The sequence below is a fragment of the Stenotrophomonas maltophilia group sp. RNC7 genome (assembly GCF_030910085.1).
GTDB lineage: Bacteria > Pseudomonadota > Gammaproteobacteria > Xanthomonadales > Xanthomonadaceae > Stenotrophomonas > Stenotrophomonas sepilia.
Window position 1 is genome coordinate 1 of the sequence record NZ_JAVFVN010000152.1, and the last position, 309, is coordinate 309.

A 309-nucleotide genomic window follows, 5' to 3' on the forward strand; every position below is an offset into this window, starting at 1 on the left:
CATCGGATCGGATCAGGTTGCCACGGTAGACGGCCAACCCATTGGCAAGCCGGGCGATTTTACGCGCGCCCAGGCGCAATTGCGCGCACTTTCCGGGCAGATCGTGGAATTTCACAGCGCGTTGGCGGTGACTGACGGTCATCGCGTGGAAAAAGCCGATATCGTGACGCGGTGCAAATTCCGGCGCCTGAGCGACCAGGCCATCGACGCCTACCTACGCGCCGAGGAACCCTACGATACCGCAGGCAGCGCCAAGGCGGAAAGCCTGGGCATCGCCCTGATGGAAAGCATCCAGAGCGACGATCCGAC

Annotated in this window: 1 protein-coding gene; it reads left to right on the forward strand. The window is 62.5% G+C overall.

The annotated features are described in order from the left end of the window. On the forward strand, positions 1-309 hold a 309-nt coding region (locus RCF13_RS01830; protein ID WP_308140778.1), incomplete at both ends, for a Maf family protein.